Consider the following 24,701-nt stretch of genomic DNA (forward strand, 5'->3'; position numbering starts at 1 on the left):
GTCGGTTCTCACTGACATCGCGCGGTGACCGCTCAACTTGATCTTTGCGAGCCGTCGATGTGGACGGCCCGTTGATCATCGGGAGCGGCTCCGGGATTTACACCACTTCACGGGACGTGACTCCGTTGACGCGACACTCGCGCCCGAGGCGGCCGCATCGGGCGCTCCGTGGCTCGTGGCTCGTGCTCGCGGTCTACGTCGCAGCGTGGACGCCTGCGAGACGTCGACCGCGATCGCTCCGATGGCTCGACGCCACGGCCACCACCATGTAGACCCCGACGCCCAGCAACGAAACCCTGACCGGTGACTGGTGTACAAGGTCTTCACCGACGACGCCTCGGCAGCTCGGTCCACCGCTCTGCCCTGGCTGAGGCGCTTGGCCATCTGCGGCCCGGGGAGGGGGAGTAGTGGGGGCGTCCTCGTGCGACATCTGGCGAGCGTCCGCGGCATGAACGAGGTGCCGATTGCCGCCACCGACGCTCGTCCATCATCGGGCCGTGGAACGGACTGCTGCTCGCGTCGTCGTCGTGCTCGTGCCCGTGCTCGTCGTGGGCGGAACCGCGCTTGCGCTGCTCGGCGGACCGGTGGCCTCGGTCGTCGTCTACTCCGGGTCCTACGACCCCACGCCGGTCGGCGAGCCGGCGTCCCCGTTCGCCCTGGTGCTCTCAGCGCAGCAGACGACAGGAGCGGGGCTCGTGGTGCTCGGCCTCCTGCTTGCTGCGCTGCTGGTGGGTCGCCGCTGGGGCGCGCGATCGGCGCGATGAACGGTCAGACGACGGCGTCGCGGCCACGCACCGCCGCCATGCGGCCGGCCGCCTCGCGTCGTCGTCCGACAGCCCAGCGGGTGCCGTCGAGCAGGCCCACCAGACCGATCACGACCCACAGCCCGCCGAGCCACCACACCGCCAGCGTGAGGAGCGATCCGGTGATGAGTCCGGCCGCCATGGCCCACGCGCCGACCGCGACCACCGCCACGTGCGCGATCCGCGAGCCGAGACCCACGAGCACGCCTGCCGCCATCATCGCGAGCGGCGTCGCCAGCATCGCGGCAACGTCGAGAACCCCGACGGGCGCGCTGGAGTCGCGCCACGAAAGGCTGGCGCTCACGCTCAGAGCTCCCGGGAGGGCGACGACGACGGCGCGCGCCCAGCGCCGTCCCGCGGCGCTGCCGCCACCGGTGCGCCGCAGACGACGGGGGAGCACCCCCGAGGCGATGAGCAGCAGGACGGGCGGCAGGCAGAGCCAGCCGTCGCCGCCGATGGTCAGCACCCCGACGACGGCGACTGCCGACGCTCCCGTGAGAGCCACGAGCTCCGAGGTCCGCCAGCTGCCGACGGCGCGATCACGCCCGGTCCGCGCCAGCGCCAGAGCTGTCAGTGCGGTCACCAGCACCGCGACCGCGGGGACGGCGGCTCGAATCGCTTCGGGGTACACGCCGGTTGGCAGGTCGGACAGTTGCCCCTGGCCGGTCCCGGCCTGCCACGGCACCGACGTGAGCGTCGACCACGTCATCGCGAAGAACGCTCCGAACAGCGAGATCGCCACCGCCGCCAGCAGGAGGACGACGCCGGCGCGGCGCGCTGCCGACTCGTCCCGCGGCGGCAGGCCGAGCTCGGCGCGGTAGTGCGCGGTCGGGCCGAGCTCGGCGATCACCTTCTCCACGGGACGCCCGGCGGCTGCGGCGTCGGCGAGGAGGGCGCGTACGTCGTCCACGGCCTCCTCCCGCCGATCAGCCGGAAGGTCGGACAGCTCGGCGCGCAGCGCTCGCAGGTACCCGGCGGCGTCCATCAGATCTCCTCCAGGAGCTTGTCGACCTGGTCGCTGGTCTGGCGCCAGACGCGGGTGAAGGTCGACAGCTGCTCGCGGCCGGTAGTGGTGAGGGCGTAGTAGCGGCGCGGGCGGACGCCATCGAGTGATTCCCAGCGCGTCTCGACGGCGCCCGCGTCACGCAGACGTGCCAACAGCGGGTAGACGCTGCCCTCGCTGGCGGTGAGGCCGCGGCCGACGAGGTCGTCAGCGAGTTCCAGGCCGTAGTGGTCGCGGCGCGCGAGCAGTGCCAGCACGCAGTGCTCGAGCAGGCCCTTGCGGAGGTTGGCGGCGATCCGCTCCTCGCGCCCGCCGCCGGCCTCGCCGTCGTCGTCGTCGGGATCTCTGGCCACGGAGGTAACCTTGCATCGCAAGGCTTGCGATGCAAGGGTTGTGCGTCCCCGTGTCGCCCGAGACTCGTTCACTGGTGCGAACTCGGCTGTCGATCGCGTGACGCGCTGTGGGAATCAGCGGCTCATGCTTGATGAGGCCAGGGAATCCGCATCGCAGGGTTCCTCGTCCGGCTACCCCCGTGGCAGCATCCGGCCATGGCGGCGACTCCGACGGTGTGGGAGCGATCAGCCCCCGACCCCGCGCTCGTGACCAAGGCCCTGTCGGGCACCGAGCAGCGCGTGTTCTGGCTCGACGAGGCGCCTCCGTCGCCCGTCCCGGAGCAGCTCACGGCCAACACCTCGGCCGACCTCGTCGTGGTGGGCGGGGGTTACCTCGGACTGTGGACCGCCGTGCTGGCGAAGCGGCGCGACCCCGGCCGCAGCGTCGTCGTCCTGGAGTCCGAGACCGTGGGGTGGGCGGCCTCGGGCCGCAACGGCGGCTTCTGTGAGGCGAGCATCACCCACGGTGAGGAGAACGGGCGCAACCGCTGGCCCGCCGAGTACGACCTTCTCCACCGCCTCGGCCGGGAGAACCTCGACGCGTTCGCCCGCGACGTCGAGGAACTCAGCCTGGACTGCCACTTCGAGAGGACGGGCAGCCTCGCCGTCGCCGTCGAACCCCACCAGGTGCCCTGGCTGTCCGAGGACGACGACGCCACCACCCCCGGCCACGCGGTACTGGACGCTGCGGCCACGCGCGAAGAGATCAACTCTCCGATCTTCCTGGCCGGCCGGTGGGATCGAGACGACGTCGCGATGCTGCAGCCCGCGCGGCTCGCCCGCGAGCTGGCCCGCGCCGCCCGTGACCTCGGGGTGCGCGTCTTCGAGCACTCGGCGGTCACGAGCGTTGACAAGCCGAGCGTCAAGGGTGGGCCGCAGGTGGTGCGCACCGCTCGCGCTGCCGTGACTGCCCGCCAGGTGGTGCTGGCCACCGGCGTCTTCCCCCCGCTGCTGCGCCGAGACCGGCTCATGACCGTGCCCGTCTACGACTACGTGCTCATGACCGAGCCGCTCACCGCCGAGCAGAAGCGCTCCGTGGGGTGGGAGAACCGCCAGGGGCTCACCGACATCGCCAACCAGTTCCACTACATCCGGCTGTCCGCGGATGACCGCATCCTGTTCGGCGGGTACGACGCCATTCACATCCCGGGCGGGCGCATCGACCCCCGCTACGAAGACCGTCCCGCCACCTACGAGCGGTTGGCCAGTCACTTCTTCACGATGTTCCCGCAGCTGGAAGACGTGCGCTTCAGTCACCGCTGGGCTGGCGCCATCGACACCTGCACCCGCTTCGCCGCGTACTACGGCACTGCCCGCAAGGGCCAGCTCGCGTACGCGCGCGGCTTCACCGGCCTCGGCGTGGGCGCCACGCGCTTCGCCGCCGACGTGCTCCTCGACGTGCTCTCAGGTACCCCCACCGAGCGCACGGAGCTGGACATGGTGCGGCGCAAGCCGTTGCCGTTCCCTCCGGAGCCGGCGACGACGGTAGGGGTGGCGCTGACCAAGGCGTCGCTGGATGCGGCGGATCACCACCAGGGACGGCGCAACCTCTTCCTCAAGGCTCTCGACGCCGCCGGCCTGGGCTTCGACTCGTAACTCCCTCAGGCTCCCTCGACTCGCCGCTTCGACGCGACGGGATCAGTGGCGGACCCGGTAGCGCAGGTGCACGACACCTGCCGAGAGGCGCCGCTCCTCGAGCAGGGCCAGGTCGAGCCGCACGTCCGCGGGTAGGGCTCGGGTGCCGCGGCCGACCATCACCGGGTGCACCACCAGCCCGATCTCGTCGACGAGCCCGGCGCGGATCGCCTGCGCGGCAAGGTCGGCGCCGCCGATGCTGAGGTCGCGCTCGGATGTCTCCTTGCGCCGGCGGACGTCGTCCACGTCGAACTCGGCCACCAGCTCGGTCCGGGGCGTGTCGAGCGCGGTGAGCGTGCGGGAGTAGACGACCTTGTCGGCGGCCTGCCAGATCCGCGCGTACTCGTTCTCGACCTCGGGCCTGTCGGGCAGCTCCAGCGCCGTCTCCCAGTACCGCATCATCGCGAACAGTCGTCGGCCGTACAGGTGCGTGCCGAGCTCGCGCTCCTGGTCGTTGAAGAAGGCATGCAGCTCGACGTCGGGCTCGGTCCAGTCGAACCGCCCGTCGGCGTCGGCGATGAAGCCGTCGAGGGAGGTGTTGATCCAGTACCGCAGCTGCCCCATGCCAGAGCAGACCACGGCTGGGGCGAGACCTGATCGGTCGCGGCGGAATTCACCGCGAGGGGGTGAGTTCGCCCAGGCGGGCGACGTCGAGGTCCACTCGACCCTCCACGCCATCGACGGCACCCCACCAGGCGTACTGCCACACCGTCCATCGCTGGTTGGGCCGCCCGACGAAGCTGACCAGCCACTGCGGACGCTCCGGCAGGTCGCGACGGTCCACCACCGGGTAGGCGCCCTCCCAGTCTTCGCCGACGTAGGGCACCACGCGCCGTCCCCACGCCGCCTCGACGGCGGTCAGGAAGGTGTCCAGCTCGGCGTCGACCGCCTCGCGGGTGGGGCGCGCGGCGCAGTTCCCGGCCAGTTCCAGGTCCACCGCGGGCGGCAGCGCTGAGGCCTCCGGCGGCACCGTGCGCAGGAAGTGCGCTGCCTGCTCGGCGCCCGGTCGGCACAGCGTGAAGAAGTGGTACGCGCCGCGCTGCACGCCAACGCGCTCCGCCGCCGCCCAGTTCTCGGTGAACCGGTCGTCGGTGAAGTCGCCACCCTCGCTGGACTTGATGTACGCGAAAGCGACGTCGTCGCTGGCCACCGCCGCCCAGTCGATCGTGCCCTGGTGGTTGCTGACGTCGATGCCGTAGGCCTCCCCGGCGCGCAGGGCCGGCCGGTGGTGTGGCACCCACAGGGCCGCCGCCGTCCCCAGGGCCACCAGCGCGACGACGACGGCGGTGACCGCCGTCCACCAGCGCCGACGCCGCGCACGTGTGATCACGGGGCTCAGGCTCCCACCGGGGCACGTCCCTCGTGGGGAGGGGCGGCTCCTGGCGCGCCGAAGCCAGGGGTTGACCGGGTCCGTGACCAAGCGCACACTGCTATCACCCAGTGGATGTCTATTCCACACAGTGGAACTACGAAGGAGTAGTCGCATGAGCGTCGCTCTGCTCGGCCTCGGTGAGGCCGGAACCCTGTACGCCCATGGCTTCGTCGCAGCCGGTCTGACCGTGACGGGCTTCGATCCTGCCGACGTCCCCACTCCCGACGGCGTCGTCCGATGCGCCTCGGTGGCGGAGGCTCTCGACGGGGCCGATGTGGTGCTCGGTCTCACGGGCGCCCGGCACGCGCGGGCCGTGCTGGAGCAGGCCCTGCCGCACCTGCGCTCCGGCGCTGTGGTCGCCGAGATGAACTCGGCGGCGCCTCAGCTGAAGCGGGAGCTGGCCGACCTGGTGGCGCAGCGCGAGGGCGTGCTCTTCGCCGACGTCGCCGTCGTCGGGTCCGTCCCCGAGGGCGGTGCCCGCACCGCCCTCGTGGTGGCAGGCACGGGCGCGAGGGTCGTCGCCGAACGCTTCGGGGCGCTCGGAGCTCCGGTCGAGGTGCTGGACGCCCCCGCCGGTGCGGCGGCCCAGCGCAAGCTGCTCCGGAGCGTCTTCATGAAGGGGCTGGGCGCCATCATCGTCGAGGCCCTCGCCGCAGGTGAGGCCGCCGGAGACGGTGACTGGGTGCGCGCCCAGGTGGCCGCTCAGCTCAGCGGCGGCACCCCGTGGATGGACCGCCTCGCCTCCGGCACCGTCAAGCACGGGCTGCGCAGGAGCCACGAGTGCGAGGACGCTGCTGCGATGCTCCGCGACCTCGGGCTCACGCCCACCATGACCGCGGCGAGCGCCGACCTGCACCGGGGCGCCGCCCACGACGAGCACCGCCTCGAGGACGAGCTGCTGCGCGCCTACGCCGCCGTGCCGGTGGCCAACATCGGCGACGCGCTCGGGCGCACCAACGTTCTCGCCGGCCGCCTGCGTGCCGTCTGGCCGGGGGCCCGCGTGGTCGGACGGGCGCTGCCCGTGTTCTGCCGCAAGGGCGAGAACCCCGGTATCACCATCGCGCTCGACCAGGCGCGCCCCGGTGACGTGCTGGTCGTCGACGGCCAGGGCGACACCGACAGGGCGCTCATGGGAGAGCTCATCGCCGAGCGCGCACTTTCCCTGGGCGTGCGGGGCATGGTCATCGACGGAGCGGTCCGTGACGCCGACGTGCTCCAGGAGATGGGCTTCCCCGTGTGGGCCGTCGGTACCTCGCCAGCCGGGCCGTACAAGAATGGACCGGGCTGGGCTGGGCGTCCGGTCAGCGTGGGCGGCGTGGTCGTCAACGCGGGAGATCTCGTGGCTGCCGACGGTGACGGCGTCGTCGTCGTCCCCGCCGCGCAGGCCGAGCGCACCCTCGCCGAGGCCCAGCGGATCCAGGCGTGGGAGGAGGGCCGTCGTGCCGAGCTGTCACGCGGCCGCCGCACCCTGGCGCCGTCGTCCTCGACCTCCAGCTCGACCGCTTCAGCGATGACGGCGAGCGTCTGATGCTCGCCATCTGGGCGCTCGGCGCCTACATCACGTCGATCATCGTCTGGAACGCCGTCTTCAAGCGGAACATCGGCGAGGCCATGGTCGTGGGCCTGCTCGTCACCGTCGCCTTCGCCGGTTCCGGATTCCTGTCCGTGCTCGCGCACTCGGTGGCCGAGGCGATGCAGGAGCAGGTCACCTACGCGGCCATCGCCTTCGTCGTCGCCAGCCACGTCATGGGGCAGACGCCGCTGCTGATGCGCCTCATCGACATCCTCAACTCGCTGCTGGGGCGGGTGCGCGGCGGACCGGTCTACACGAGCATCCTCGGCGGCGGAGCTTTCGCGTCGATCGCTCACATCGGCGCAGCCGTCACCGCCGCCGTCGGGTCCATCACCATCCCGTGGATGAAGCGATCCGGGGTCTCCCCGGCGATGTCGGCGACGGTGGTGGCGGGGTGTGCCGGCATGGGCATCACGTTCCCGTTCAGCGGCACCATGTTCATCCTCATCGGCTCCGCGGGCGTCAGCCAGCTCATGGACGCCGAGGACATCGTCATCCCGCTGCTCATCGCGGGGCTGTGGTGCCTGCTGTACCGGCTCGTCGCGGCGTTCATCATCGTGCGGCGCCACGGCATCCAGGCGATGGACCCCGCCGACCTCGTGCCGGCGCGGCAGAGCATCAGCGTGGGCTGGACCTCTCTGCTGCTGCTGGCGGCCATTGCCGTGCCGCTGCTGCTCACCCTCGGACCCACCGGCCGTGCGCTGAACGACTGGACGGGCACCGACGTGGCCGATGCCGTGAGCCTCGTCGTGTGGATCCCGGTGTTGCTGGTCGCCCTCGTGGCCTTCCTCGGCCGCTCCGCACTGCCGAAGCGCGCCTCCCAGTGGTGGACCCTGCTGGGCGACAGCGCGCCGCGCGTCGGCGTCATCGGCGTGACCATCGTCGGCGCCTTCGCGGCCTCCGAGGCACTGGCCTCCCTGGGGCTGCCCGAGCAGCTGACCGCTGTGCTCAGCCTGCTCGACGCGCCGCTGTGGATCCTCGCGATCGCCGTCGGCGTGCTCGTCGTCGCCGTGGCCATCCCGCTCACGGGCTCGGCGACCATGGCCGCCATCGGACCGGTGGCCGTGGCCACGCTCGTGGGCGCCGGAGTGCCTGCGCCGGTTGCTGCCTCCGCGGTGCTCGTGTTCGCCTCCACCGAGGGCGCTTCGCCGCCGTCCGCAGCGCCGATCTACGTGGCCAGCGGCATCGCCGGGGTCGATCCGGTCCGCACGTTCAAGCCGCTCATCGGCTACTTCTGCCTGCCGATCCTCGCCATCGGCGTGTTCATCACCCTCGGGGTGCTCCCCGTCTGAGGTCGCTCGCCGACCACCCGCAGCCGTCCGTCTCGCTCGAAGGAGAGCCGATCGTGCACCGTGTCCTGCGTCCCTTGTTCACCCTGTTCGTCGTCCTGCTGCTCGCCGGAGGTGCGCTGCTCGTCGGCGCGCAGCTGGTGGCCCTCGTCCTTGGCCGGGGGGAATGGCTCGGCACGGTCAGCGACGCCGTGGGGCCGCCGACGTTCGTCGCGGCCAGCATCGCCGGGCTGCTCGCCTTCGTCATGAGCTACGCCCCGGCCCGGCACGAGGCGCCGGTAGGTGCCGGCGCGGCCTTGGACGACTGACAGCGGTTCGCCGACCGACGACGGGTGGTGTGGGGGCGGGGGAGACCGGCCCTCACACCACCCGCGCGCGTCCCTGGGCGATGGCGGCCGCGGCCCGGACCGTCTCGACAGCCCAGCCCTGCACCTGTTCCCGACTGTTCTGCTCGGCAGGTCCGGCGATGGACAGCGCCCCGAGCGGCGACGCGTCGGCAGCCCTCACCGGCACGCTCAGCGCGATGATGCCGGGAGCGCGCTCCCCGACGGAGATGTGGAAACCCCGCTCACGCAGCCCGGCCAGGTCCGCCCGCAGCGCAGCCAGGTCCAGCCCCGCCCCGCTCGGATCGGGGTGGGTCCGCGCGTGGGCCTCCAGGGCCTGCAGTTCGTCGTCGTCGAGGTCGACGGCGATGGCCTTGCCTGCGCCCAGGTACAGCGGCAGCCGCCGGCCGATGGGTAGCTCGTAGCGCAGCGGCCACTGCCCGTCGACGCGCGCCACGAGCACGCGCTCGAACCCCACCCGCTCGTACAGCGAGCACGTCAGGCCCGTGGCCTGCGCCAGGTGCTGCAGGTGCTGGCGCGAAGCCCCCACGAGCGGGTCGGTGAGCAAGAAGGCGTGCGCCGCCCCCAGCACCGAGGCGCCCAGACGGAACCGCTTGGCGTCGGAGGCCACGTACCCGCGGGCCTCCAGCGCCGCCAGGATTCGCGACGCCGTGGGGAGCGTCAGGCCCGTCCGCGCCGCGACGTCGCTCAGCCGCAGCGGGGCCTCCGAGCGCTGGAGGCAGTCCAGCACGTCCAGGCTGCGGTCCAGGGATCGCATCGACGAGGCGACGGGCTCGGGCACGGTCAGCATCATCGAGCACCTGCTCCTCGGCGTCGTCGCCCGGGGAGACTGACACCCCCCCCGGGGGGTGTGCGCGACGCTGTCGGCATGCGATCGCGTCGCACCCCCTGGCCCCCGGCGGAAGACCGCGGCAGCGATCTCGACGTCACGCCCGGCGGCATCACCCCACTGCGCCCGGCGCCTTCCCTCGGGCAGACGCGCCAGCCGTAGGACTGGTTCTCGCGGTCCGACCGCTGGCTCAGCGGCGGGTCTGCACCCCGTCACGCGAGAAGCCGCCCCATCGGGAGTCCTGAGGGGGCGCCTTCTCGTGCGATGGAGCGTCTTCTCGTCCTGAGATGTCGCTTCCCTGCTCTCGATGTCGGAACGAGCACCCGATTCCGACATCTGCGGCAGCGAAGCGACATCTACGGCGCCGGCATCGGTCCGCGCTGACTCGTCCCGGTCGCGCTGCTCGTCGCCGTGCTCAGCGCTGCGTTGCTGTGGCCGCTCGCACCCGAACGACTCGTCGCGAAGCAGCTGGGCGATCGTGCGCACACAGCTTGACGCTTCGGGAAATCCCGAATTAACCTCGAACCCTGGCTGAGAGGCAATCGTCATGGGTGGAGAGGGTGTGGCCGTGATCGGCCACTTCGACGTGTTAGGGCCGGAGCTGGGGCCGCTCGCGGCCTTCTATGGCTCCGTGTTCGGTTGGGAGGTCAGCTCGCGCGGCCCTGGGTACGCGCAGGTCTCGACCCCTGGGCGGGGCGGCGCCTCCGGGCTGCGCGGTGCCATCACTGAAGCCCCCGACGCGTCGCTGACACTCGGCGTGGTGGTCGCCGACCTCGCCGCTGCGCTGGCCCGGGCAGAGGCCGCCGGCGGTTCGGTGGCCATGCCCGCCACGGACAACGGCTGGGTCACCAGGGCGCAGGTTCGCGACCCCGCCGGCAACCTGCTGACGCTGATCCAGCAGTAGTCCCGGTGGACGCCGGGACCCTGGACGAGCTGCTGCGCGCGCTCGCGCACGCCGACCGGCGGGCCTTCGTCGTCGCGTGCCGGGACCAGGAGCAGTCGGCTGGCGACCTCGCCGCCCTGTCCGAGCTCTCCCTGGCCACCGTCTCCGAACACCTCAAGGTGCTTCGCAAGACCGGGCTGCTGTGGCTGGAGCGCCGGGGCCGGTTCTGGATGTACCGCACGGACACCGCGCTTCTCGCCGAGGTCGCGGACCAGGTCGCACAGCTGGGAGGGCAAGCGTGGGGCGAGAAGCGGTGACCCGTGTCGAGCTGACCACCGTCGACGGTGGTGGCGCCGAAGCGCTCGCCGGCGAAGCGAAGGTGTTGCTCGAAGCCGCAGAACTGGTGCTGCGCGCCCCGTTCCGGCGGCGCTTCGCGACGGCGCAGATCACCGACGTCGTCGTCGACGGCGACGTCCTGCGTCTGCGCTGCGGACCCGACGAGGTAGCGCTCCACCTGGGAGGGCGGGCCGCAGTGTCGTGGGCCAAGGCCATCGCCACACCGCCGCCGTCGCTGCGCCAGAAGCTGGGTCTCGCCGACGGGGCGAGGCCTCTGCTGGTCGGCGACACCGACGACGCCGCGCTCCTCGAGGCGCTGAAGGGCACGACGACGACGGACCGCGCCGCCGCCGACCTGCTCGTTGCCTGCGTCGCCACCGCGGATGACCTTCTTGCGGCGCTCGACGTCCACGCCGATGGCCCGCCCGTGCCGGTCTGGGTGGTCTACCCCAAGGGCAAGGGTGTGATGTTCGGTGACGCTGCGGTCCGCGAGGTGCTACGCGGTAGGGGCTTTCGCGACACCAAGACGTGCGCGGTGTCCGACCGCCTCACTGCGACGCGCTACCAGCTAGGTGGTCGGTGAGCTCTCGCCTGGGCCCACGAGGAGCTCCCGGAGCACCTCGAGCACCCGGTCGCCGACGTCGGCGTTGAGCTGCGTCTCGACGGCGAGCACGGCGAACCCGTGCACGGTCGCCCACAGGAGCAGGCGGAGCGCCTGGTCTGCGGGGACGCGCAGCAGCTGCCGGCGCTCCAGGTCCTCCAGGCACCGCTCGAGCACGCGGAACGCCGCCCGCCCCTGGTTGGTCGGCTCAGCCGGGTCGGCGCAGTCCCGGGGGCCCTCCCCGGCGCGCACGTGCTCGGGCGGGGCGCACAGTGGGCCGAACATCAGCCGGAAGAGGTGCGGCTCGGCGACGGCGAACGCCACGTAGGACGTGCCGGAGGCGAGCAGGCGCTGCACCGCGGCCTCGTCGTCCTCGCCCCGGACGGCGCTGACGGCCTCCTCCATGGCACTGCGCAGGCGCGCGTAGCCCGCGCTGCCGACGGCGGCGAGCAGGGCGTCCTTGTCGCCGAAGTGCTGGTAGGCGGCACTGGGGGAGACGCCGACCGACCCCGCGAGGCCCCGCAGGGTCACCTTCTCCGCTCCCCGGTCATGCACCTGCGCCAGGCCCTCGTCGACGAGGGCGGCGCTGAGGTTGCCGTGGTGGTAGCTGGACACGGGGGGACGGGCCTTCCGGACGGCGGGGTTCGTCATTCTGCCTCGGCCGGTCGGCCGCACATCTTGACAGTGTTCAGATCGCTGACCATCATCGGCGTCAATCAGAACATCGTTCAGATGAGCGAGCTCACCGGGAGTCGACATGCTCGTCCGCCTCGCCCGCACCGTCGTGAGGCTCCGCCGCACCACCCTCGTCGCCGTCGTCCTCGGCGTCCTGCTCGCCGGGGGGATCGGTGCGAGTGCGCTGTCCCGCCTGCAGTCCCAGGGCTTCGACGACCCCGGCAGCGAGTCCGCCCGTGCCGCCACCGCGCTGCGCGACGACTTCGGCGTCACCGACCCGGACGTGGTGCTCGCCGTCCAGAGCGCCGCCCCCGGCACCTCCGCGGTGGACCCGAGCACCGCAGCCGCAGCCACCGCCCTCGTCGACAGGATCGCCGCAGAGCCCGGCGTCGACAGCGTCGTCTCCTACTGGACCTCCGGCCGGCCGCCGGCGCTGCTGAGCACCGACGGGCGCGCCGGGCAGGTGCTCGTCCACACCGACCCCGGTGCCTCCCCGTCCACCACGGAGGCGCTCGGGGAGCGCGTCCTCGACGACTACGCCGGATCCCGTGACGGCCTGCAGGTCTACGCCGGCGGCCGGGCCGTGGTGGGCCACGCGATCAGCTCCACCATCGCCTCCGACCTCGCCCTCGCCGAGGGCATCGCCGTGCCGGTCACGACAGCGCTGCTCGTGGTGGTCTTCGGCGGTCTCGCCGCGGCCCTGCTGCCCTTCCTCGTGGCGGCCGTGGCCGTGGCGGGCTCCCTGCTCGTGCTGTTCCTCGCCACGCTCACCACGGACGTCTCGGTCTTCGCGCTCAACCTCACCACCGGGCTGGGGCTCGGGCTCGGCATCGACTACGCCCTGCTCGTGGTCAACCGGTTCCGCGAGGAGCTGGCCCGCTCAGGCCTCGCGCACACCGCCCTCACGAGGGAGGACGTCGACGGCGCCGTCGTCCGGACCGTGGCGAGCGCAGGCCGCACGGTGCTCGTCTCGGGGGCCACGGTGGCAGCGACCATGGCGTCGCTGCTGCTGTTCCCGCAGTACTTCCTGCGCTCGTTCGGCATCGCCGGGGTGGCTTCGACGTCGCTCGCCGTCGTCGGGTCCCTCGTGGCCCTGCCCGCCCTGCTCTCGCTGCTCGGCCCCCGGGTCGACGCGCTGCGCGTGGTGCGGCGCGACCTCACCCCGCGCGACACCGGCGCGTGGGCCAGCGCGGCCCGCGCGGTGATGCGCCGCCCCTGGCCCGTGCTCGTGGGGGTGCTCGCCCTCCTCGCCGTGCTCGCCGCTCCCGCCCGCGACGTCGTCCTGTCCCAGACCGACGCCCGCGTGCTGCCCGCGAGCAGCGCCGCAGCCGTCGGCGCCGCCTTCCTCGACGAGCGCTTTGCGGGGGCGGAGAGCTCACCGCTCGACGTCGTCGTCCCCGGTGGTGCCGACAGCAGCCGCGTGCCGGGTGCCGAGCTGGCGGACTACGCCGCCGCCCTGTCCCGCGTCGAGGGCGTGGTGCGGGTGGTCACCCCGACGTCGGTGCTGGTCGACGGTGTCGCCGCACCCGCCGACCCCGGGTCCGGCTGGACCACCGGCAGCGACGCGCGGCTGGCCGTGATCACCGACAGCAGCTCGCGCACCCCGGCCGCCATCGACCTGGTGGACGCCGTGCGCGCGGTCCCGTCGCCGGCCGGCACGCTGGTCGGAGGTGGGCTCGCGGTGTTCGCCGACGGCCAGCACGCCACGTCCCGCACGCTGCCCGCCGTGCTCGCCTGGGTGGCGCTGACCACGCTGGTGGTGCTGTTCCTCTTCACCGGCAGCGTGCTGCTGCCCGTGAAGGCCGTGCTCATGAACCTCGTCAGCCTCGGCGCGGTGCTCGGGGTGCTCGTGTGGGTGTTCCAGGAGGGGCACCTGCGGCAGCTGGTCGGCGGCTTCACGGTGACCGGGACCGTCGACACCGCGATGCTCGTGCTCGTCGCCGTGGTCGCGTTCGCCCTGTCGATGGACTACGAGGTGTTCCTCCTGGCCCGCATCAAGGAGCTGCACGACGCCGGCGCGTCCACCGAAGACGCCGTGGTGCTCGGCCTGCAGCGCTCCGGGCGCATCATCACCGCGGCAGCGCTGCTGCTCGCCATCGTCTTCTCCGCCTTCGTCACCAGCGGCGTCACGAGCATCAAGCAGCTGGGCCTGGGCGTCGGGCTCGCGGTGCTCCTCGATGCGACCCTCGTGCGCGGGCTGCTCGTGCCGGCGTTCATGCGGCTGGCCGGCCGTGCCAACTGGTGGGCTCCGAAGCCGCTGCGGCTGGTGCACGCGAGGCTCGGCCTGCGCGAGGCGTGACGGCGCGGCGGGACCCGAGGAGCACGGGTCAGGGGCCGAGCGGCCGTGCCGCCGGGGGCAGCGCCCGCCGGGACGGCTCGGCCCCTGCCGCAGCCGTGAGGGCCGGGGTGCCCGTGCCCTCCAGGTGGGCGCGCACGCCCGCCGCCACTGCCGCGACGGGTTGCGGAGGCAGGTAGGCCGACGCACCGGCCCGCAGCATCCGGCCCACGGGCCCGGCGTAGTCGACGCCGAGCACGTCGTCCTCGATCTCCGTGACCACCACGCGCGCCTTCGGGAACCGCGCCTGGAGGATCTCCAGCAGCTGTGGGCTCACGGGATTGACCAGCAGCACGTCGGTGCTGGCCGGGGCCTCGTGCAGGTCCAGCACGAGGAACCCGGGCCCGAACGAGTCCGCCAGGCGCCGCTGTACCTCGCGCGACAGGCGCATCGCCGTCGCCACGACGAGCACCCCCTCGGGCACCTCGACCTGCGGCGGTGGCAACCGCGGCGCCTCCAGCACCTCACCCTCGAGCACGGCGGGTCGCACGGTGAGTACGCCGAGGTCACGTCCGCCGCGACGTACGGCTACCTCGGCGCCGGCCAGCGCAGCCTCGATCGCCGAGCGAACGTCCGGCGGAACTGCGGCCAGGTCGAGCACCGGGGGAGTCCTGCGAAAACCGGCCACGGCACGCACCCTGCCAGCCGAACGGGCCGCTCGGGGTGCAACACCGGCACCGGCTTCCGCGTCCATTCCGTGCCCGCAGCTGTCAGCGTTGGCCCCTTGGGTGGGCTGGGTTTGCCCCTTGGGTGTGACGGCGTGCTCACGCTGATGGGGCCAATCGATCGCGTTGAAGGGGCCAACGCTCACAACTCCGCGCGCGAGTGCCCTCGCTCCACGACGTGCGCCGCCGTCGTCGTCGTCGTTCTTGCCGCCCTTGTCCTCCTCGGCTGGCAGCATCGACCGCGTGAGCCTCTTCATCGCGTGTCCCGTCGACGACGTCGAGCGCGCCACCGCCTTCTACGCGGCCCTGGGCTGGACCCTCAACCCGGAGATGTCGGGTCCTGCGGCGTCCTGCTTCGCCTTCGCGCCCGAGCAGTACGTGATGCTCAGCAGTCGCGAGATGTACGCCAGCGTCGGCGGCACCGAAGACCTCATCGGTGGGCCCGGCACCCCCTCGAAGGTCACCGTCTCCTTCGACCTCCCGAGCCGCGAGGCCGTCGACGAGCTCGTGGAGCGTGCGCGGGCTGCTGGCGGGCGGATCGGTGACACCGACGACTACTCCTTCATGTACCAGCGCCAGTTCGACGACCCCGACGGCTACCACTACTCACCGTTCTGGATGAAGCCGACCTCGGAACCTCGCGGCTGAGCGGACGACGACGCCAGCGGCGGTCCCTCGCGCAGGCCCCACAGGCGCACCAGCGTCCAGATCGACAGCGCGACCCCCGCGATGACCACCGGCAGCACGACGACCGCCAGCTCGGTGGCCTCCTCGCCCAGAGCCAACCCCGCGGCAGTCGCCAGCAGCTCCGCGACCAGCAGCAGCGTGTTCCACAGCACCAGGCGGCCGAAGATTTCCGCGACGGTCACCGCGCCACCGTCGCGCGCGGCTCGCGCGACGGCACGGCACACCAGGATGATCAGCAGCGTGACCGCGACGTCGTGAAGCCCCGACGCGAGACCCCACAGCCCGATGGGCTCGCCTGCCGCGGTGACCGACGTCGTCATCTCGCCCGCGACCTCGGTGGTCGTGCGCAGCGGGTGGACCAGGTCAGCCAGGGACAGCACGGCCGCGACCATCGCCACCTGCTTGGCGCGGCGTAGCCCCGGGAGGTGCGCGGACAGGTCCTTGAGGCCAAGGAGCACCAGCGCGAGCCCCACCACGTCAGGGAGCACGTCGAAGCTGCCGAGGCGAAGGTCGGCCAGGTCGAGTACGAGCCCCCACACCACGAGGGCAAGGGCACTGCGGACTGAAGGCACCGGAACCTCCGAAGGGCGGCCGACCACCGGCGGTGGAGCGGACGGAGATCGTGGCAGGCCCGGGCAGGCTCCCGCCGGCGATCGGCGAGGTGGTGGACGTCGGGCGCGTCGGCGTCTGCGGTCCGGGCCCGAAGATCCACGCAGATCCCCATCCGTGATCATGGACTTCCGAAGCACATTCCCGCCGTGATCATGGACCTCCGTCACCCAGGAGCAGCGTCACGAAGCCGAGCGTGCCGCGGTACCCGCCGAGCCACGCTGCCCGGTGCTCGGCTGCGACGGTCAGCACCTCCGCGCTCGACGGGTCGTCGGGGTGCTCCAGTGCCCACCGCGTCAGCGACCCGGTCCACGACCACTCGTAGGCGTCCCACTCCTGAAGGCTGCTGACGTGGGCGTGCAGCGGCTCCCACCCGGCGGAACGCACGGCCTCGACGGTCGAGGCAAGGTTGGCGTAGTCGTCAGCGCTCGCCCCTAGCGCCCCCAGGGCGGCATCGTTGGGCGGCTGCTCCCAGAAGCACTCGCCCACGAGCAGGCGCCCGCCCGGCTGCAGGTGCGACGCAGCCGCCTCCACCGCCGGGACGAGCCCGCCGAACGCGTGAGCCGCTCCGATGCTCAGGACGACGTCGAAGCGCTCGTCCGTCGACCACATCGCCGCGTCCGCGACGTGCAGCTCCAGCCGGTCACCCAGGCCTTCCGCATCCGCTGCGGTCCGCGTGCGCTCGAAGCCCGCCCCGGAGAGGTCGACGCCCACCGCGTGCAGCTCAGGGTGCAGCCCACGGTTCAGACGGAGCGCGCGGAGCAGCCAGGTCCCGTCGCCGCACCCCAGGTCCAGTACGGAGCGCTGCCCGGCGAGTGCACGGCGTAGCAGGGCGTCGACGGTGTCGTCGTCCAGAGGTGAGGCGATCGGGTGGTCGGTGTGGGCGAGGTCGCCGATGAGGCTCCGGTCCACGGTGCTGTCAGCCCTCCAGCCCAACGATCCGGGGGGTGCTCACCGTCGAACCCGTCATGTGCCCCAGCATGACTACCGGTCAGGCGCAGCAGGAGGGAGGCGTCGTGAGTTCGGAGTTCGTGCGGAGCACTGCGCTGCCCCATCTGGAAGCGCGCCGCTCCTGTCAGGAGAACACCTGCTACCGGCCACACGCCCATGACGCCTTCTCGGTCGGACTCGTCGAGGCTGGCACGTCGGTCTTCACTGCCCCCTCCGGCGACACTGTGCAGCTCCGCGCTGGAGACGTCGTCGTCATCGCGGCTGGCCAGGTCCACCAGTGCAACCCGCGTCGCGGCCCCTGGCAGTACCAGATGGTGCACGTCGACCAGGAGTGGGCAGCGGCGCAGGCCGTCGGCACAGGAGCGGGGCCGCTCCTGAAGGGCGTCACGGTGCTGCGCGACGCCCGCGCGCACCAGCGGTTCCTGGAGTGGAGCGAGCTGCTCTTCTCGCGTCAGCCCGACGGGGAGGGCCGCGCTGCGGAGGCCGAGACCATCCAGCGCGGCTTCCGCGGCCTCGCCCGGGCGCTGGCTGAGGCGGCACCGGTGCACACCGTTCTCGGCGGCGGCGACGACGCCCTGCTGGAGCGGGTGCTGCCGGTGCTCCAGCGGCTGCGAGACGACGAGACCAACCCGCGCCTGGACGAGCTCGCCAGGCTCGTGGGCCTGTCCCGCTTCCAGCTCATCCGGGCCGTCAAGAGCGCCACCGGGCTCGCCCCGCTGGCGTGGCGCCAGGACCAGCGGATCACCCGAGCCCGCCACCTGCTGCGTCGAGGCACCCCCGTCACCGAGGTCGCGCACACGCTGGGCTTCGCCGACCAGAGCCACTTCCACCGCGTCTTCCGCGCGCACGTCGCCGCGACCCCGAGCACCTACCGAGGCTGACCTCCGGGCCGACGGCAACATCGTTCAAGACGCCTCGCCCGCCGGTGGCCGACCGTGGTCTCAACGGTCTGGCGGACGGCGGGAGTGGCGTGGAGCAGTTCATCGCGGTGGCGGTCGCGCACTTCCTGGCTCTGCTCATCCCGGGGGTGGACTTCTTCCTCATCTCTCGCACCGCCATGGTCAGCGGCTGGCGCAGCGCGAGCGGAGTCTGCTGGGGGATCGCGGCCGCCAACGCCGTCCTCATCACCGTCGCCTTCTGCGGCCTCTCGCTCATCTCCTCACCGCTGGTCCTACTGGTCGTGCAGCTGGCGGGCGGTGTGTTCCTGACGTACGTCGGCGCGGTGTTCCTCCGGTCCGCCGGCCACATCGACCTCGAGCAGGCTCCGGCTGCCCGGCAGCTGACGTGGCGCAGGAACGTCGGTCTCGGACTGGCCTCGGGACTGCTCAACCCGAAGAACGCACTGTTCTACGTGAGCCTCGCGTCGGTCATCGCCGGGGCCGCACCGCACGTGCTCATCGGATACGGCGTGTGGATGGTCGCCGTCGTCCTCGTCTGGGATCTGCTCGTCGCGGGGGTCCTCGGATCCCCGCGAGTGCTGGCTCGGGCGACGCGCGTCGTGCCGTGGGTGACGCGGGTCGCGGGGGCGTTCCTGCTCGTGTTCGGCGCCGGCACGACCATCGGGGCGGTGGTTCGCCTGCTCGCTCCACGCTGACGCAGCGGTGTCGTGGTGGCGAGGCGACGCCTCCTCCACCGACGGCCGGCACCTTTGCGCAGAACGTGATCAGCGATCATGCTCCCGTGTCGGACGTGCACGTGTGCTTCATCGGAGACTCCTTCGTCGCCGGGATCGGCGACCCAGAGCACCTCGGATGGGCCGGGCGGTTGGCCGCTCGCACGCATTGCGATCGGGTGGGCGGCACGCCGCTGAGCTCCTACAACCTCGGCGTGCGCCGTCAGACAAGCGCGGAGGTCGCAGCCCGTCTGGTGGCTGAGTGCCGCCCGCGGCTGCCTCAAGGCTGCGCTGCGGGCGTCGTCATCTCGTGCGGCGTGAACGACACCACCGCCGAAGGGAGTCAGACCCGCGTGCCGGTCGGCGGATCAGTGGCGGCGCTATCGACGGCGCTGTCCAGCTGCGCGACGAACGGCTGGAAGGTGCTGGTGGTCGGGCCACCGCCGGTGGACGACGCGGCCCACAACGCACGGACCGCTCTCGTCGACGCGCGCTTCGCCACCGTCTGTGCCGACCGCGGCATCACCTACGTGCCCGTCCTTGATGTCTTGCGCCGCGACCCGCTGTGGATGCGGCAGGTCGCCGAGGACGACGGCGCACACCCGCAAGCCGAGGGGTACGCCCTCATGGCCGACCTGGTGGCGCCCGCCTGGGACGCCTGGGTCGGCGCGCTGCGGAGTCAGGGGCGCTGAGCTCCCCACCGGGTGAGGGCGTCGGTCAGCTGCGGCCGGCCGGGGATCGGCGAGCGCGTCAGTCCTCGATGACGTCCAGCCCCTGCGCACGCAGGCGGGCGAGCCCGTCGAGCATCCCCTGCAGCACCTCGGGGGAGTGGCCCGGCCAGTCCTGGACCTCGCCGACCACGCGCAGCGGATGCAGCGTCCGGTACGACTGCGTCGGGTTGCCGGGGAACTTCTTGTCGGTGACGTTCGGGTCGTCCTCGAAGGGGCCGAGTGGCTCGACGACGTACACGTGCCCGCGCCCGGCTCCACCCGGCTGCTCGGCCTCGCCCGACAGCGCAGTCGACAGTTCCGCACCCCACACCGCGGTCTCCTCCTTGGCGGTGAAGTAGATGTGCCGCAGCGCCCGCTCGCGGAAGGCCGACCGGTGGCCCGGCACCAGCTCATCACCCACGCTGACCGCCACGCGAGTGCCGTGGAAGAACGGCCCGCTGACGTGGTCGCAGCGCTCGTAGGTCACGGGCACCCGCGGCTGGGGCGAGGAGTCGTCCGTGCTCACGGGTCTGGCGCTCACTAGTCCGAGCTCCGTCCTGCGAGCTCGCGCGCGGCGGCGGCTTCGTCGTCGTCCATGCCCTCGTGGTCGACGGCGGCGTGCTGGCGGACCTGCTCGTCGATCCAGCGCTGATGCCCCTCCCACGCTGACTGCTTGCTCACGCCGAGTGCCTGACCGATCTGCGCCCAGCTCGCACCGGCGGCGCGAGCGGAGCGGATGGTCAGCTGGCGCCCGTAGCCGGCCTTGCGGACGAGTACCTCGCTGAGCGCCAGGAGCTCGAGCGCGCTCGCGGGGTCGCCCACGGCGGTGTCGACACCGACCGAGTCGGCGATTTCCTGACGCCGCAGCTCGTCGTACCGAGCGGCGGCCGTGAGCAGCGTGTGCTCGCGCTCCAGCGCAGCGGGAGTGGTCATGACCCCAGCCTGCGCGTCAGGCTGACCTGACGTCAAGCCTTCCGAGGCGCGTCGGGCGTGGAGATACGGGCGGCTGCTCAAGTGACCAGCCAGAGCTGCCGCAGGAGCCCTCCGGTGTCCCGTTCAGCGCGCGTCGTCGGTCAGGTCCGTGCGCAGCACGGCGTACAGCACGCCGTCGCGGTAAGCGCCGTCGCGCCACTGCCCACCGCGCACCACGCCCTCGCGCAGCAGCCCCGCCTTCTCCAGGCTGCGCTGCTCCGCGATGTTCTCCACGTCGGTGTGCGCCTCGACGCGGTGCGCCGTCGTGTGCCTGAACAGCAGCTCGACCAGCTGCCGCTGCGCCTGGGCGCCCAAGCCCCGGCCGCGGTGCGTCGGGCGCAGCCAGATGCCGATCATCGGGCAGCTCGACGCGACGTTCGGGCCCCAGCGCCGGTCCTGCCAGTGCCAGGTGATCTCGCCGGCCAAGTCGCCGTCGTCGGTGGTGACAGTGAGCGCGCCGCGCGTCTGCAGGTCGCAGTCCGCCGGGCCGTCCGGCGCGCGCGAGGGGCCGAAGTCGTCGAACGGACTCTCACCGCCCGTGAGAAGCGGCAGGTCTTCGGGCAACTGTGGGTGCAGTACGACCATGCGCGTCAGTCTGCCGTGCCGCGGCATGCGATGATCATGCAGAAGATCCGCACTGTGTCCGCCCTAGGTGCGGGTCTTCTGCATGATCATGAATCTGGGCGACGCGCGGTCGTCGTCCTGGTCTCCACGAGCGTGCCGGGAAGTGTCAGGACGTCTCGCAGTGTCAGGCGCTCAAGGCCGGATAAAGCCTTGAGCGCCTGACACCGCGCCTGAACCTGACACTCCAGGGTGGCGGACGCCCATGATCACGGCGGGAATGGTCATGGTCACGGCCTGGTTCAGGGTCAGCGACCGGTGCCGGGCAGATGGTCGGCCACGAGCTCCGCTACGACCGCTTCGAGCACCCTTTGCGCCTCGGCGGTCCCACCGCTGGGCGGGTTCATGACCTCCACGCCCACCACCGTGTCACCGACACGCGCCGCCGCCCGCCCGAACGTGAGGCCGTTGTTGCGGAACGTTGCCGCCCACGCCTCGTCGGCGCCGTTCGCCGCGACTGCGGTCACCTGCGGGGTGCTCATCCACCGGCACACCCCGGTGTTGGCGACCACGTCGCGGAACGCTTGCGGCCCCTTCCCGGCGGCCCACCCTGTGACGGTGACGGTGGTGGCGACCTGGTCGAGGTCGTTCGACATCGGCCCGACCGTCCACGTCCACTGCCGCCCCGCGACGATGGCTGTGTCGCCCTCGCCGCATCCCTGCCCGGATACGGTCGGCTGCAGGCGGTACTGCCCGATGTCGTCACCCAGCTCGGATCCCTTCGGCAGCGCCGACAGCGACGTGACCAGATCGGGGATCTCGTACGCCACCACGTTCGGGTTCCAGTCCGGGGAGCCGTGCCCGGGGAACGTCGCGCCCGGCGCCAGCGGCACCACGGTCACCCGCGGTGTCTGCATGTCCTTCTCGGAGCCGGTCACCGTGGTGGCGGAGGGGATCGCCGAGCTGGTGGGCGGGGCGGTCGTGAGGGTCGGCGAGGGCCCTGCTGTCGGTGCCTGCGCAAGTGGGGCTGTCGTCGGGAGAGACGTCGCGGTCGGCTGGCTGCTGCCCGCAGGACCGGCAATCCCAGGACTGGCAACCGGCGACGACGACGGCAGCGCGCTCACCGTCACCGCCACGATGCCCGCCGTGCACGCGGCGGCGATGACGCCCGCGAGCACCGGCAACCGTCGGCTCCCGTCGAGCCGCTGCGCTCGCCGCCGTGCCCCGCGCCGCCGCACGGCCTCCAGGTCCAGAGGCCGAGCGCCGGTCTCGCTGTCCACGCTGCGCAGCGCCGTCCCCAGGTCTCCCTCGAAGGACGACGACGACGGCGACGCCGCGCCCGGCCTCGCTCCGCGACCGCCGTCGTCGTCGTCCTGATCAAGGTCGTGGATGGGCTCGTCGTGCTGCGAGTCGCTCACCGCGACACCTCCGTGGTCGTGGGACGGCAGTCGGCCAGGCGCGCGCGGAGCGTTCCGAGCGCACGGGAGGCCTGGCTCTTGACGGTGCCTTCGCTGCAGCCGAGGGCCTCGGCGACCTGCGCGACGGACTGGTCTTCGGCGTAGCGCAGCAGCACCACGGCCCGCTGCCGCGGCGGGAGCGCGCGGACCGCGTCGAGCATGCGGTCGTGCGTCTCGGCGGCGTCGTCCCCGGCCACTGAAGCGGCGGCCGGAGCCGAGCGCTCAGGCAGCAGGTCGTGGACCACTTCGAGGCGTCGCCACGGGCGGCGCGCGTCGGAGATGAGTACCCGCACGAGCGTGGTGCGGGCGTAGGCGGCGGGGTTGCCGTCGGCGCGCACCCGCGGCCACGCCGACCACAGGCGCTCGAGGGCTTCCTGCACGAGGTCGTCGGCGCGGTGGGCGTCCCGGCACCAGGTGCGGGCCAGGCGCCGTAGGTGCGGTGCCGAGGCGGTGGCGAACGCGTCGAACGTCGCCTCCAGCTCGGTGGCCACAGCACCTCCTCTGACTCTCTGCAGCAGCGTCACCGCAGGAGTACGCGCCGCGACCTTGCTGAGGTTGCATGACGACGGCGATGGCGCGGTCCGCGCTGACTCCGTGATCATGCAGAAGATGCGCACTGTGGCGCCCCGCCTGCGCGTCTACTGCATGATCGTGGGCGGAGGGGACGTAGGCCTGGACCTCGGGAGGAAGCTCTGTACGAGCCAATCACGGCACAGGAGTACGACGCTTGGTCCGAGGAGCAGTCCAGGGGCGTCGAAGTCGTGGACGGGACCGTCGTTCCGCGCCCGAGTCCCTCCAACCGTCACCAGCGGCTGGCACGGATGCTCGCCAACACCCTCGACACAGCCGCGGGACCCGAGTGGAACGCCGACGGTGACGTCGACCTCCGCCTGCACGACGTCCCGCTCACCAACCGCCGACCCGACGTCGTCGTCTACCCCGCTGACACGATCGACGTGAGCCCTACTCGACCCGAGCACGTGCTGCTCGTGGTCGAGGTCGTCTCGCCCGGGTCGGAGACCACCGACCGCGTGGTCAAGCGCGATCAGTACGCCAAAGCCGGCATCGAGTTCTACTGGCGCGTCGAGGAGGCCGCCACGGGTGTCCCCATCGTGTATACGCACGTGCTCGACCGAGCCACGGCCAGCTACCGCGACGGCGAGGCGCTCACCGGCATCCTCAGGGTCACCGCTCCGTTCGCGGTGGAGGTCGACCTTCGCCAACCCTGATGCCTCCGAACTGATACGTCAGAGCTGACGGCCCAGCTGGGAGTCCATCCAGCGCAGCGTGGCCCAGTCGGCCTGCTGGTCGGCCTCGACGAAGAGCTTGAAGTCGTGGCCGAGGGGCAGCCGCTGGTAGGGGAAGTCGACGCCCTGCTGGGCGAAGAGGTTCACCACCTGCTCGACGCGGTCGCCGTTGAGGTCGCCGCCCACCAGCCGGATCTGCGGCTGCTCCGCCTTCACCCCGTCCAGGAACTCCAGGTACGACGACGGCTCCCGGCTCATCGCGCCGTCCACCGACCACACCGCCGCGAAGTCGTCCGGGTGCTCGACGCCGAACCGGAACGCTCCGTGCCCGCCCATCGACCAGCCCACGAGCAGCCGCTGCGCAGCGCCCGGCTCCACGCGGTAGGTCGACTCGACGTGAGGGATGAGGTCGTCGATGAAGTGCGTGTCGTACACGCCCTCCCAGCGGCCGTCCTTGTTGCTGTCCGGCGTGACGATGACGACGTCCCGCAGCGCCCCCGCCTCCACCCCAGCCCGCAGCCGCTCCGCCTCGGGCAGGAAGGTGGCGTTGGATTGGTCGCGCCCGTGCAGCGCGTACAGCACGGGGTAGGTCTTGCACGCTGTGTAGTAGTCGGCGGGCAGGCTCACGCTGTAGGGCACCTGCTCGCCGTCGGTGCCGGTCATCTCGGTGTCGAAGCGCAGGTCGCCATTGGCTCCGCCGTCGCAGCTGGCTGACCCGCTGGGCGACGACGACGGCGGCCCCGCCACCGGCACCCCGCCGACGCTGACCTGGTCCTCGCCGCGCTGGCGGAACTCCCGCACGGCGAGCGCCGCTGCCGCTACGAGCACCACCGCCACCGCAGCGGCGACCGCCACGACGAGTCCGCGGCGCTTCGGCGGGCGCCCGCCCGGGCGCGGGTCTGGCGACATCGGGCTGCTCACCCCCGCGAGTCTGCGCCAGTCGCGCCGTCGCCGCTGCCTCCGAGGTCCCCGTTCGGCCCCCTCACCCCTTCACCGCCGCCCCCGCCCCCGCCCCCCTCCGCGACGATCAAGGAAGTTCTGCACGCCGAGCGTGCAGGACTTCCTTGAACGGCTCTGGCCGGGGGCCGTCTCGGAGGAGGAAAATGGGGGCGGGTCGGGGCGGTTCGACGTCGGTGACGATTGGTGCTGACGAGCCCGTC

General features: G+C 72.2%; 29 protein-coding genes. 14 read left to right on the forward strand and 15 right to left on the reverse strand.

Annotated features, from left to right (window positions below; all coding sequences use genetic code 11):
• The first annotated feature begins 497 nt into the window (after nucleotides 1-497).
• Nucleotides 498-764, forward strand: a complete 267-nt coding sequence (locus tag BXY45_RS21390; RefSeq protein WP_109776565.1) for a hypothetical protein — start codon at nucleotides 498-500, stop codon at nucleotides 762-764.
• Nucleotides 765-768: 4 nt separating this feature from the next.
• On the opposite strand, the gene BXY45_RS21395 is transcribed toward BXY45_RS21390, so the two are convergent.
• Both BXY45_RS21395 and BXY45_RS21400 read right to left on the reverse strand, forming a co-directional pair.
• Complete coding sequence (locus tag BXY45_RS21395; RefSeq protein WP_109776566.1) at nucleotides 769-1,788, reverse strand: HAAS signaling domain-containing protein; 1,020 nt, start codon at nucleotides 1,786-1,788, stop codon at nucleotides 769-771.
• Complete coding sequence (locus BXY45_RS21400; RefSeq protein ID WP_109776567.1) at nucleotides 1,788-2,159, reverse strand: PadR family transcriptional regulator; 372 nt, start codon at nucleotides 2,157-2,159, stop codon at nucleotides 1,788-1,790. The genes BXY45_RS21395 and BXY45_RS21400 overlap by 1 nt, the downstream gene beginning before the upstream one ends.
• Nucleotides 2,160-2,354: 195 nt before the next feature.
• On the opposite strand from BXY45_RS21400, the gene BXY45_RS21405 reads away from it, so the two are divergent.
• Nucleotides 2,355-3,794 (forward strand): NAD(P)/FAD-dependent oxidoreductase, encoded by a 1,440-nt coding sequence (locus BXY45_RS21405; RefSeq protein WP_109776568.1) that lies wholly within the window; start codon nucleotides 2,355-2,357, stop codon nucleotides 3,792-3,794.
• Nucleotides 3,795-3,836: 42 nt separating this feature from the next.
• Here the strand turns inward: BXY45_RS21405 and BXY45_RS21410 are convergent, their stop codons facing one another.
• Both BXY45_RS21410 and BXY45_RS21415 read right to left on the reverse strand, forming a co-directional pair.
• Entirely contained in the window at nucleotides 3,837-4,397 is a 561-nt protein-coding gene (locus BXY45_RS21410; protein ID WP_109776569.1) for a dihydrofolate reductase family protein, read from the reverse strand.
• Between the two features lie 49 nt (nucleotides 4,398-4,446).
• Complete coding sequence (locus tag BXY45_RS21415; RefSeq protein ID WP_211319823.1) at nucleotides 4,447-5,163, reverse strand: GH25 family lysozyme; 717 nt, start codon at nucleotides 5,161-5,163, stop codon at nucleotides 4,447-4,449.
• Between the two features lie 154 nt (nucleotides 5,164-5,317).
• On the opposite strand from BXY45_RS21415, the gene BXY45_RS21420 reads away from it, so the two are divergent.
• The 3 genes from BXY45_RS21420 to BXY45_RS21430 are packed head-to-tail and all read left to right on the forward strand — an operon-like array spanning nucleotide 5,318 to nucleotide 8,375.
• Complete coding sequence (locus tag BXY45_RS21420) at nucleotides 5,318-6,733, forward strand: RraA family protein (RefSeq protein WP_109776571.1); 1,416 nt, start codon at nucleotides 5,318-5,320, stop codon at nucleotides 6,731-6,733.
• Nucleotides 6,733-8,070 (forward strand): TRAP transporter large permease subunit, encoded by a 1,338-nt coding sequence (locus BXY45_RS21425; RefSeq protein ID WP_109776572.1) that lies wholly within the window; start codon nucleotides 6,733-6,735, stop codon nucleotides 8,068-8,070. The genes BXY45_RS21420 and BXY45_RS21425 overlap by 1 nt, the downstream gene beginning before the upstream one ends.
• A 53-nt stretch (nucleotides 8,071-8,123) precedes the next feature.
• Nucleotides 8,124-8,375 (forward strand): hypothetical protein, encoded by a 252-nt coding sequence (locus BXY45_RS21430; protein WP_109776573.1) that lies wholly within the window; start codon nucleotides 8,124-8,126, stop codon nucleotides 8,373-8,375.
• A 52-nt stretch (nucleotides 8,376-8,427) separates the two neighbouring features.
• Here the strand turns inward: BXY45_RS21430 and BXY45_RS23615 are convergent, their stop codons facing one another.
• A complete protein-coding gene (locus tag BXY45_RS23615; protein WP_170131664.1) occupies nucleotides 8,428-9,192 on the reverse strand; it encodes an IclR family transcriptional regulator in 765 nt (254 codons plus the stop codon).
• A gap of 616 nt (nucleotides 9,193-9,808) precedes the next feature.
• Here BXY45_RS23615 and BXY45_RS21440 point away from each other — a divergent pair.
• From BXY45_RS21440 to BXY45_RS21450, 3 genes are read left to right on the forward strand one after another with little or no spacing between them, the layout of a single operon-like run.
• Complete coding sequence (locus BXY45_RS21440; RefSeq protein ID WP_170131665.1) at nucleotides 9,809-10,144, forward strand: VOC family protein; 336 nt, start codon at nucleotides 9,809-9,811, stop codon at nucleotides 10,142-10,144.
• 5 nt (nucleotides 10,145-10,149) lie between these two features.
• Nucleotides 10,150-10,440 carry an ArsR/SmtB family transcription factor gene (locus BXY45_RS21445; RefSeq protein WP_170131666.1) on the forward strand — a complete coding sequence of 97 codons (291 nt, stop codon included), beginning with the start codon at nucleotides 10,150-10,152 and terminating at the stop codon, nucleotides 10,438-10,440.
• Nucleotides 10,437-11,042: a hypothetical protein gene (locus BXY45_RS21450; protein ID WP_109776577.1), complete on the forward strand. Its 606-nt coding sequence runs from the start codon at nucleotides 10,437-10,439 to the stop codon at nucleotides 11,040-11,042. The genes BXY45_RS21445 and BXY45_RS21450 overlap by 4 nt, the downstream gene beginning before the upstream one ends.
• Here the strand turns inward: BXY45_RS21450 and BXY45_RS21455 are convergent.
• Nucleotides 11,028-11,675: a TetR/AcrR family transcriptional regulator gene (locus BXY45_RS21455; RefSeq protein WP_170131667.1), complete on the reverse strand. Its 648-nt coding sequence runs from the start codon at nucleotides 11,673-11,675 to the stop codon at nucleotides 11,028-11,030. The genes BXY45_RS21450 and BXY45_RS21455 overlap by 15 nt on opposite strands.
• Nucleotides 11,676-11,817: 142 nt before the next feature.
• On the opposite strand from BXY45_RS21455, the gene BXY45_RS21460 reads away from it, so the two are divergent.
• The gene (locus BXY45_RS21460) at nucleotides 11,818-14,034 is read left to right on the forward strand and encodes an MMPL family transporter (protein WP_109776579.1); all 2,217 of its coding nucleotides are present in this window, start codon (nucleotides 11,818-11,820) and stop codon (nucleotides 14,032-14,034) included.
• 28 nt (nucleotides 14,035-14,062) lie between these two features.
• Here BXY45_RS21460 and BXY45_RS21465 read toward each other — a convergent pair whose 3' ends face one another.
• Entirely contained in the window at nucleotides 14,063-14,698 is a 636-nt protein-coding gene (locus BXY45_RS21465; RefSeq protein ID WP_146211317.1) for a hypothetical protein, read from the reverse strand.
• Between the two features lie 280 nt (nucleotides 14,699-14,978).
• Here BXY45_RS21465 and BXY45_RS21470 point away from each other — a divergent pair, with 280 nt between their 5' ends.
• Nucleotides 14,979-15,383 carry a VOC family protein gene (locus BXY45_RS21470; protein ID WP_109776589.1) on the forward strand — a complete coding sequence of 135 codons (405 nt, stop codon included), beginning with the start codon at nucleotides 14,979-14,981 and terminating at the stop codon, nucleotides 15,381-15,383.
• Here BXY45_RS21470 and BXY45_RS21475 read toward each other — a convergent pair.
• Together BXY45_RS21475 and BXY45_RS21480 are read right to left on the reverse strand one after the other, a co-directional pair.
• Nucleotides 15,338-15,994, reverse strand: a complete 657-nt coding sequence (locus tag BXY45_RS21475; protein ID WP_146211318.1) for a hypothetical protein — start codon at nucleotides 15,992-15,994, stop codon at nucleotides 15,338-15,340. The two genes, BXY45_RS21470 and BXY45_RS21475, sit on opposite strands and share 46 nt — an antisense overlap.
• A 190-nt stretch (nucleotides 15,995-16,184) precedes the next feature.
• Complete coding sequence (locus BXY45_RS21480) at nucleotides 16,185-16,943, reverse strand: SAM-dependent methyltransferase (protein ID WP_109776582.1); 759 nt, start codon at nucleotides 16,941-16,943, stop codon at nucleotides 16,185-16,187.
• A gap of 104 nt (nucleotides 16,944-17,047) precedes the next feature.
• Here BXY45_RS21480 and BXY45_RS21485 point away from each other — a divergent pair, with 104 nt between their 5' ends.
• The 3 genes from BXY45_RS21485 (at nucleotide 17,048) to BXY45_RS21495 (ending at nucleotide 19,286) form a co-directional block, all read left to right on the forward strand.
• Nucleotides 17,048-17,863: an AraC family transcriptional regulator gene (locus tag BXY45_RS21485; protein WP_211319825.1), complete on the forward strand. Its 816-nt coding sequence runs from the start codon at nucleotides 17,048-17,050 to the stop codon at nucleotides 17,861-17,863.
• A 44-nt stretch (nucleotides 17,864-17,907) separates the two neighbouring features.
• The gene (locus BXY45_RS21490) at nucleotides 17,908-18,576 is read left to right on the forward strand and encodes a LysE family translocator (RefSeq protein ID WP_211319826.1); all 669 of its coding nucleotides are present in this window, start codon (nucleotides 17,908-17,910) and stop codon (nucleotides 18,574-18,576) included.
• Nucleotides 18,577-18,662: 86 nt separating this feature from the next.
• Nucleotides 18,663-19,286 carry a GDSL-type esterase/lipase family protein gene (locus BXY45_RS21495; protein ID WP_109776583.1) on the forward strand — a complete coding sequence of 208 codons (624 nt, stop codon included), beginning with the start codon at nucleotides 18,663-18,665 and terminating at the stop codon, nucleotides 19,284-19,286.
• Nucleotides 19,287-19,344: 58 nt separating this feature from the next.
• Here BXY45_RS21495 and arr read toward each other — a convergent pair whose 3' ends face one another.
• From arr to BXY45_RS21520, 5 genes are all read right to left on the reverse strand, one after another.
• Nucleotides 19,345-19,797, reverse strand: a complete 453-nt coding sequence (arr, locus tag BXY45_RS21500) for an NAD(+)--rifampin ADP-ribosyltransferase (protein WP_109776592.1) — start codon at nucleotides 19,795-19,797, stop codon at nucleotides 19,345-19,347.
• Nucleotides 19,798-19,844: 47 nt separating this feature from the next.
• Nucleotides 19,845-20,237, reverse strand: a complete 393-nt coding sequence (locus BXY45_RS21505; RefSeq protein ID WP_109776584.1) for a hypothetical protein — start codon at nucleotides 20,235-20,237, stop codon at nucleotides 19,845-19,847.
• Nucleotides 20,238-20,360: 123 nt separating this feature from the next.
• Nucleotides 20,361-20,861 carry a GNAT family N-acetyltransferase gene (locus BXY45_RS21510; RefSeq protein WP_211319828.1) on the reverse strand — a complete coding sequence of 167 codons (501 nt, stop codon included), beginning with the start codon at nucleotides 20,859-20,861 and terminating at the stop codon, nucleotides 20,361-20,363.
• A gap of 284 nt (nucleotides 20,862-21,145) precedes the next feature.
• Nucleotides 21,146-22,255 (reverse strand): hypothetical protein, encoded by a 1,110-nt coding sequence (locus BXY45_RS21515; RefSeq protein ID WP_109776586.1) that lies wholly within the window; start codon nucleotides 22,253-22,255, stop codon nucleotides 21,146-21,148.
• The gene (locus BXY45_RS21520) at nucleotides 22,252-22,785 is read right to left on the reverse strand and encodes an RNA polymerase sigma factor (protein ID WP_211319829.1); all 534 of its coding nucleotides are present in this window, start codon (nucleotides 22,783-22,785) and stop codon (nucleotides 22,252-22,254) included. The genes BXY45_RS21515 and BXY45_RS21520 overlap by 4 nt, the downstream gene beginning before the upstream one ends.
• A 201-nt stretch (nucleotides 22,786-22,986) precedes the next feature.
• Between BXY45_RS21520 and BXY45_RS21525 the strand changes: the two genes are divergently transcribed.
• Nucleotides 22,987-23,523: a Uma2 family endonuclease gene (locus BXY45_RS21525; protein WP_109776587.1), complete on the forward strand. Its 537-nt coding sequence runs from the start codon at nucleotides 22,987-22,989 to the stop codon at nucleotides 23,521-23,523.
• 18 nt (nucleotides 23,524-23,541) lie between these two features.
• Here the strand turns inward: BXY45_RS21525 and BXY45_RS21530 are convergent, their stop codons facing one another.
• Complete coding sequence (locus tag BXY45_RS21530) at nucleotides 23,542-24,462, reverse strand: alpha/beta hydrolase (RefSeq protein ID WP_146211319.1); 921 nt, start codon at nucleotides 24,460-24,462, stop codon at nucleotides 23,542-23,544.
• Between the last annotated feature and the right edge of the window lie 239 nt (nucleotides 24,463-24,701).

Source organism: Quadrisphaera granulorum, assembly GCF_003149145.1.
Lineage (GTDB): Bacteria > Actinomycetota > Actinomycetes > Actinomycetales > Quadrisphaeraceae > Quadrisphaera > Quadrisphaera granulorum.